1 protein-coding gene is annotated in these 236 nt (G+C 69.9%); it reads right to left on the bottom strand.

The genetic code is table 11. The features are described 5' to 3' along the window. The coding region (locus SB658_RS27480) for an aldehyde dehydrogenase family protein (RefSeq protein ID WP_410603727.1) at nucleotides 1-236 on the bottom strand (236 nt) is incomplete at both ends.

The raw sequence follows: 236 nt of genomic DNA, 5'->3' as shown, positions 1-236 counted from the left end.
GTCTGCCGACCAGACACCGGCCGCCAGCCCGAAGTCGGAGTCGTTCGCCGCAGCGATGGCCTCATCGATCGAAGCCACCTTGTACACGCAGGCCACGGGGCCGAAGCACTCCTCGCGGAAGATGCGCATCTCGGGCGTCACCTCGGTCAGCACGGTCGCCGGATAGAACCAGCCCGGACCCTCGGGCAGCTCACCGCCCGTCCGGACCGTCACGCCCTGGGCGACGGCATCCGCCA

The sequence above is a fragment of the Bacillus sp. SIMBA_008 genome (assembly GCF_046535495.1).
GTDB classification, from domain to species: domain Bacteria; phylum Bacillota; class Bacilli; order Bacillales; family Bacillaceae; genus Bacillus; species Bacillus subtilis.
Note: the sequence above shows the minus strand (reverse complement) of the source record. Positions and strands in the feature narration are given on the sequence as shown.